At 69.7% G+C, this 7369-nt stretch carries 5 protein-coding genes; 1 reads left to right on the top strand and 4 read right to left on the bottom strand.

Translation table 11 applies throughout. The features are described 5' to 3' along the window. Both D7Y21_RS39000 and D7Y21_RS39005 read right to left on the bottom strand, forming a co-directional pair. A partial coding sequence (locus tag D7Y21_RS39000; protein ID WP_121718419.1) for a serine/threonine-protein kinase occupies window positions 1-1716 on the bottom strand: 1716 nt, incomplete at its 3' end. Window positions 1717-1777: 61 nt separating this feature from the next. Beyond that, window positions 1778-2623: an NAD(+)/NADH kinase gene (locus tag D7Y21_RS39005; protein WP_120563830.1), complete on the bottom strand. Its 846-nt coding sequence runs from the start codon at window positions 2621-2623 to the stop codon at window positions 1778-1780. Between the two features lie 121 nt (window positions 2624-2744). Between D7Y21_RS39005 and D7Y21_RS39010 the strand changes: the two genes are divergently transcribed. Then, complete coding sequence (locus D7Y21_RS39010) at window positions 2745-4082, top strand: replication-associated recombination protein A (protein ID WP_121718420.1); 1338 nt, start codon at window positions 2745-2747, stop codon at window positions 4080-4082. Between the two features lie 25 nt (window positions 4083-4107). Here D7Y21_RS39010 and D7Y21_RS39015 read toward each other — a convergent pair whose 3' ends face one another. Then, window positions 4108-5583 (bottom strand): sigma-54 dependent transcriptional regulator, encoded by a 1476-nt coding sequence (locus tag D7Y21_RS39015; RefSeq protein ID WP_120563828.1) that lies wholly within the window; start codon window positions 5581-5583, stop codon window positions 4108-4110. After that, window positions 5580-7160: an ATP-binding protein gene (locus D7Y21_RS39020; protein WP_120564172.1), complete on the bottom strand. Its 1581-nt coding sequence runs from the start codon at window positions 7158-7160 to the stop codon at window positions 5580-5582. Before D7Y21_RS39020 ends, D7Y21_RS39015 begins: the two co-directional genes overlap by 4 nt. Window positions 7161-7369: the final 209 nt, after the last annotated feature.

Here is a 7369-nt window from a genome sequence, read left to right on the forward strand (position 1 = left end):
CACCCGCCCCATCCCCAGATGGCACTCCGCGGCCGTCTCCAGCAGCCGCAGGCACGTCCCGAACTTCCCACTGGCCTGCCCTGGCTTGCCCGCCACGAGCAGCTCCACGCCCAGCGTGTACTCCGCCCCCGCGCCCGGGGACTCCGCGATCCAATCCAGGGCCTCGTGCGATTCGCTCTGGGCGTTGACGCTCGGTACGCCCTTCCGGGCGCCCGCCTTCTGCGGCTCCGGCACCCGTGCCTCCACCACCGGCTCCGGCGGAGGAGGCGGCGGCGGCAGCCGCTCCAGGGACACCTGCACACGCTCCGGCACGGCGGCCTGCGACACGGTGGTCGCCCACGGCTGGTACCCCACGAACCGCAGCTCCAGCTGGTGCGAGTCCTCTCCCGAAGCGACGTTCAGCACCGTCGGCGTCATGCCGACCTGCTTGCCGTCCCAGCGCACCTCCGCGCCCGGCGGCACTGAAACCACCTGGAGCTTGCGCGAGCGGGGCTCCGACATGTCGGGCATCACCGCCCGCCCCACGAAGAAGATGACGGCCGCCGCGATGACGGCCGCCCAGACCCAGCCGGGCACGCCCGCGCCCATGTCCGCCGCGGGACTTCCGCCCACCAGCGCCCCGGGCACGTTCTCCTCCGGGAACGCCTCGGCGTGCGCGCGGTGCACCGCGGACGCCCGCTCCGGCTCGTCCATTCCCGCCGGACCGCCCTCCCCCGTCCACACCGCCACCTGACGCAGGAAGGACTCCGGAATCCGCGGCGGCTGGCCCGCGAGCTTCAGCTCCTCCTCGAACAGCCAGGCCATCAAGTGGCGCAGCGTGGACGCGGGGAACAGCGGCGCCCGGTACGCGAGCCACTCCGCCAGCGCGCGCTGGAAGTCCTCCGCGCTCGTGAAGCGGTCATCCCGCCTCAGCGCCAGCGCTCGCGACACCAGCGCCCCCAGCGACGGATCCAGGTCCGGCACGTGCGCGTGAGGGGGCGTCAGGTCGCCCGTGGCGATGCGCTCCATCACCGAGGCCTGGTCCCCTTCCGCGGGTCTGCGGCCGGTGAGCAGCTCGAAGAGCACCACGCCGGCCGTGTACACGTCCGAGCGCGCGTCCAGCGCCTCCGCTCGCGTCTGCTCCGGTGACAGGTAGAGGAACTTGCCGCGCACCACGCCCGCGTCCGTGTCCTGCCGCCCGGCCCACTGCGCCTTCGCGATGCCGAAGTCGGTGAGCTTCACCTCGCCCTCGTAGCTCACCAGGACGTTGTCCGGAGACACGTCGCGGTGCACCAGCCCCAGCGGGCGGCCCTCCTCGTCGCGGCGCGTGTGCGCGTGGTGCAGACCCTTGCAGACCTCCACCATCAGCTGCACGGCCAGCGGCGCCGGCAGGTGCGCCATCCCCTTCAGCTTCAGGCGCTTGAGCACCTTGGACAGGGGCTGCCCGTCCACCCACTCCATGGCGAGGAAGTACTCCCCCGCCTCCTGCCCGAAGTCGAAGACCTGGACGATGTTGCCGTGCGACAGCCCCATGGAGATGCGCGCTTCGTTGAGGAACATCCGCACGAAGGCGGGATCCAACGCGTACGGGTCCCTCACGCGCTTGATGACGACGGACCGGGACACGCCCTCCGCCACGGTGTAGCGCGCGCGGTGCACCACGGCCATGCCGCCCGCGCCCAGGCGCTCCTGCAGCTCGTACTTGCCGAAACGCGTCGTGTGCCCACCCGTCGTCACGGGCCGGACGCTACCCCACCGCTTACCCCCGAGGGGAGCCCCACCCCCGGGCCCGAAAGCCTCAGCGCTCACCCCAGTGGAGCTTCTGACGAAGGATGGTGAAGAAGGCCACGCGCGGGTTGCGCACCAGGCCCACGCGGTTGGGCGAGCGCACCACCTCAATGCAGTCCCCGCCCTGGAGCGAGTGGCCCGTCTGCCCGTCCAGCGTGAGGTACGTGTCCGCCGTCTCGCTCTTCAGCGTGACGCGGATGGTGCGGTCCGCCGGCACCACGATGGCCCGCTGGGTCAGCGCGTGCGAGCAGATGGGCGACAGGATGGTGCAGTCCACCGACGGGTGCACGATGGGGCCGCCTGCGGACAGCGAGTACGCCGTGGAGCCGGTGGGCGTGGCCAGGATGACGCCGTCCGACTTGTAGATGGTGATGGGCACCCCGTCGATGGACGTCTCGTGGTCCGCGATGCGCGCGAGCGCGCCCTTGTTGATGACCACGTCGTTGAGGATTTCGTCCTCGATGAGGACCTTGCCCCCGCGCAGGAGCCGGCAGGACAGCTTCATCCGCGAGTCCACGTGGAAGTTCCCCGCCAGCACGTCGTCCAGCCGGCTGAAGAGCTCCTCCACGGACACTTCCGTCATGAAGCCCAGGCTGCCCAGGTTGACGCCGATGATGGGCACATTGCGTCCGCCCAACAGGCGCGCCGCGTAGATGAGCGTGCCGTCACCGCCCAGCACCACCACCAGGTCCGCGCGGGCCGCCAGCTCGCGGTCCTCGATGCGCGGCCAGTTCAGCGCATGCGCCAGGGCACGGTCCGCCAGCACCGTCAGGTTCGGGTGGCGCTGTTGAATCTCCGCCGCCAGGGCGACGGCCTGCGGGGTGTCTCGCTTCGCGACGATGACGAGGGTCTGCACGCCCCCCGGGTTCTAGTCCAGCCGGCCAACCGTCCTCCTCAGGAAAATGACGCACCTGCTTAGCCCCGGACATCACAAGGGTGCGCGACAGGGCGGCCGGGACGCTAGGTTTGGAGGCCCCATGGACCTCTTCGACCACGCCAGCCAGAAGGAACAGGCCGTCCTGGCGCCGCTCGCCGAGCGCATGCGCCCCACCTCGCTCAGCGAGTACCTGGGCCAGGAGCACCTCACCGGCGAGGGCCGCTTCCTGCGCCGCGCGCTGGAGAGCGACCAGGTGCCCAGCCTCATCCTCTGGGGCCCACCCGGCACCGGCAAGACGACGCTCGCCCAGCTCGTCGCGCGCTCCACCGGCGCCGCCTTCGAGACGATGTCCGCAGTGCTCGCGGGCGTGAAGGACATCCGCGAGACGGTGGCGCGCGCGCAGGACCGCTGGAAGCTCAACCGCCAGCGCACGCTGCTCTTCATCGACGAAATCCACCGCTTCAACAAGTCGCAGCAGGACGCGCTCCTGCCCCACGTGGAGAAGGGCACCGTCACGCTGATTGGCGCCACCACGGAGAACCCGTCGTTCGAGGTGAACGCCGCGCTCCTGTCGCGCTGCCGCGTCATCACCTTGCGCGGGCTGGAGCAGGAGGAGCTCATCGCCGTCATGCGCCACGCCGTCGCGGACCCTCGGGGTCTTAACGGCAAGGTGGCCGTGGACGACGCGGCGCTGGAGTTCATCGCGGACGCGGCGGGCGGGGATGCTCGCAAGGCCCTCACCGCGCTGGAGGCCGCGGCGGCGTACGGCCGCACGGCGGTGGACCGCAAGGTGGCGGAAGAAGCGCTCCAGCAGAAGATGCTGCTCTACGACAAGGGCGGCGAGGAGCACTACAACGTCGTCAGCGCGTTCATCAAATCCATGCGCGGCAGCGACGTGGACGCCGCGCTGTACTGGATGACGCGCATGCTGGAGGCGGGCGAGGACCCCGTCTTCATCTTCCGCCGCATGGTCATCTTCGCGTCGGAAGACGTGGGCAACGCGGACCCGCGCGCGCTGGGCGTGGCGGTGGACGCGCTGAGGGCCTTCCAGCTCATGGGCCTGCCAGAGGGCACCCTGCCCCTCACCCAGGCCGTGACGTACCTGGCGCTCGCGCCCAAGTCGAACGCCGTCATCGCCGCGTACGCGGCCGTGCGCGAGGCCGTGACGAAAGAGGGCGCGCTGCCGGTGCCCATGCACCTGCGCAACGCGCCCACCAAGCTGATGAAGTCGCTGGGCTACGGCGGCGGATACAAGTACCCGCACAACTTCGAGGGCAACTACGTCCCGGAGGACTACCTGCCCGAAGCGCTGCGCTCCCGCTGCTTCTACACCCCGACGCGCAACGGCTTCGAGGCGGAGCTGTCCGAGCGCTACGAAACCATCCAGCAGCAGCTCGCCGCGCGGCGCAGCGAGCGCGAACCCGGGGAGGACGGCTGAACGGGCCGTCCTCCCGCAGGGAACATCAGGACACGGCTTCCAGGGCAGGGACGCCCGGGCCGTTGTCCGAGTCCGGGCCCTTGGGCGAGCGCGGCTTCATGCTGCGGCCGGCGACCTCGTACTGCTTGAGCAGGCGGCGGAAGTTGGAGCGGTCCACGCCGGCCGCGCGCGCCGCGCTGGACACGTTGTGGTTGTTCTTCTCCAGGAGCGCGGACAGGTAGCGGCGCTCGAAGGCGCGCATGGCCAGGCGCTTGGCCTGGGCGTACGGCAGGTGCGCCAGGCTGAACACCTCCACCGCCGAGTCGGCCTGGGGCGCGGCCTGGAAGCCGGGCGGCAGGTCCTCCACGTCGATGGCGTCGTTGGCCGTCAGCACCACCGCGCGCTCGATGACGTTCTCCAGCTCGCGCACGTTGCCCGTCCACCGGTTGCAGGTGAGCGCCTCCATGGCGCGCGGGCTGATGCCGGTGACCTTCTTGTCCGCCTTGGCGGCGTAGACCTTGAGGAAGTGGTGCGCGAGCAGCGGCACGTCCTCCGGGCGGTCGCGCAGGGGCGGCAGGTCGATGGTGATGACGTTGAGGCGATAGAAGAGGTCCTCGCGGAACTTGCCCTGCTCCTTCGCGCGGGACAGGTCCACGTGCGTGGCGGCGATGACGCGCACGTCCACCTTCACGGGCTCGTTGGCGCCCACGCGCTTGACTTCACCCTCCTGCAGGACGCGCAACAGGCGCACCTGGGTGGCCGGGGGCACGTCGCCAATCTCGTCCAGGAAGATGGTGCCGCCGTCGGCCGCCTCGAAGAGGCCCTTCTTGTTGCCGGTGGCGCCGGTGAAGCTGCCCTTCACGTGGCCGAAGAGCTCGCTTTCCAGCAGCGTCTCCGACAGGGCCGAACAGTTGACGGCCACGAAGGGCTTGTCGCGGCGCGCGCTGCGGTAGTGGATGGCGCGAGCGACGAGCTCCTTGCCCGTGCCGCTCTCACCCTGGATGAGCACCGTGGCGGTGGAGTGGCTGACCGTCTCCACCAGCTTGAACACGGCGCGCATCTGCGAGGACTGACCGATGAGGTCCTCGAACTGGCTGCGCGCGGTGAGCGCCTCCTCCAGCGCGCGGGTGCGGTCCTTCAGCGCCTTGCGCTCGGCGGCCTTGGCCACCGTGAGGCTCACCTCGTCGATGTTCTCGAAGGGCTTGGTGAGGTAGTCGTACGCGCCCGCCTTCACCGCCTCCACCGCCGTCTCCACGGTGGCGAAGGCCGTCATCATGATGACCTCCACGTCCGGGCGGTCCGCCTTGATGGCGCGCAGCAGGTCCATGCCGGACAGGTGCGGCATCTTGATGTCGAGCACGACCACGTCGATGGACGGATCCTTCGCCGCCGCGAGCCCCTCCACCGCGTCGTCGATGGCAACGACCGGGTGTCCTTCCCGCTGGAGGATCTGGGTGACGGCCTTGAGGACGACGGAGTCGTCATCCACAACGAGGACCTTGGCGCGCTTGACTTGGTTCACGGCAACCTCTCGAGCTGCAGGGGAATAGGCAGGTAGACGGTGAAGCGGGAGCCCTGACCCACGTGGGTGTCCACATGGAAGGTGCCCCCGTGGTCCTGGACGATGCGATAGGCGATGGACAGCCCCAGGCCGGTGCCCTCGCCGGGAGGCTTGGTGGTGAAGGACGGCTCGAAGATGCGCGGCAGGTGACGCTCTTCAATGCCCGAGCCGGTGTCCGTCACCGCGAAGAAGGTCCGGTCGCCCTCGCGCCCCGTCTCCAGGGACAGGCGCCCGTCGGCGTTGGGAAGCGCCTGGAGGCCGTTCTGCAGCAGGTTGAGCACCACCTGCGCGAGCGTGCCGGGGTCGCCGTACACCTTGGGCAGCCCGTCCTTCAGGCCCAGCTTCAGCTCCACCTTGGGCATGGACTTGAGCTGCGCGCGGAAGAGCACCGCGGCGTCCTCCACGCACTTGGACAAATCAAAGAGGCGGCGGTCCTCCACGCGGCTGTGCCGGCTGAACTTCAGCAGGCTCTCCACGATGCGCTTGCAGCGCAGCGCGCTCTCTTCAATCAGCTTCAGCGACTCCAGGTCGCTCTCGCTGCGGCCCGCGTCGCGGGACATCAGCTGCGCGAAGGCGAGGATGCCACCCAGCGGGTTGTTGATTTCGTGCGCCACGCCGCCCGCGAGCTGGCCCACCGCGGCCATCTTCTCCGTCTCGATGAGCCGGCGCGTCATGGCCTGCTCCTCCGTGACGTCGCGGTAGGTGCACACCGCGCGGTCGTCGCCGGCGAACGGGTACGCGGCCACCACGTAGCTGCGCCCGCCCTGCTGCACTTCCCCGCGCGCGCCCTTGCCCGTCTCCATGGCGGAGGGCAGCGGGCAGCCCGTGCACGGCGTGTCCCGGCCGAAGAGGTACTGGTGGCAGGGGACGTCGGAGGGCACCTCTTCGATGGAGCGGCGGGCCACCTGCGCGTAGGCCACGTTGGCCCGGCGCACCGCGAAGTCCCGCGCGCGCACCACCGCGAGCGGCGTCTCCATGCAGTCGAAGGACAGCTCCCACTCGCGCTTGGCCGTGGAGAGCAGGCGCGTGCGCAGCGCGACGCGCTCCTCCAGGTCCGCGTTGAGGTGCTTGAGCTCCGCGTTCTGCTCCTGGGTGACGCGGTAGAGCCGGTCGTTCTCCGCGTGGAGCGCGTACTGCTCGAAGGCGCTCTTCACCGTGAGCACCAGGTGGCTGTCGTTCCAGGGCTTGGAGATGAAGCGGAAGATTTCCGAGCGGTTGATGGCCTCTTCGATGGCCTGCTGATCCGCCTGCCCCGTCAGCATGATGCGCTGGGCGCGCGGCGCCTGGAGCTTCACCTGGGTGAGGAACTCCACCCCGTTCATCCCCGGCATGCGGAAGTCGGAGATGACGACCTCCGGCTGGAAGCGCTCCAGCGTGCGCAGGCCCGTTTCGGCGTCCGTCGCCGTCTCGATGTCCCACTCACCGCGGCGCAGCACCCGCCGGATGGACTTGAGGATGTTCTCCTCGTCGTCCACGAGCAGCAGCCGCCCTCGGGCGACCGGGTCCTGCGCCTGCGCTTGAGCTCCGAGGGTTCCCATGGACTTTCCGGAGTCCGACATTTGCAATGGCCTTGCCAAACCGGAGATTTGGATAAGCCCCGGCAATCACGCCCTTTTTCATTGGCATGACAAAAAGGGGCAAGGTCATCATAGACCCATGGCACCCATTGGGGTCAAACACGACTCAGGGTGTTTGACCCGCTGGGTCAGCCAGCCCGGGAGGGCGGCGTGGAAAACAGGGGGGCGGG

The sequence above is a fragment of the Corallococcus sp. AB045 genome (assembly GCF_003668895.1).
Lineage (GTDB): Bacteria > Myxococcota > Myxococcia > Myxococcales > Myxococcaceae > Corallococcus > Corallococcus coralloides.

Bases quoted from the DNA above. Each gene is read 5' to 3' on its own strand.
- D7Y21_RS39010 (WP_121718420.1), top strand. From the start codon at position 2,745: ATGGACCTCTTCGACCACGCCAGCCAGAAGGAACAGGCCGTCCTGGCG.
- D7Y21_RS39020 (WP_120564172.1), bottom strand. From the start codon at position 7,160: ATGGGAACCCTCGGAGCTCAAGCGCAGGCGCAGGACCCGGTCGCCCGA.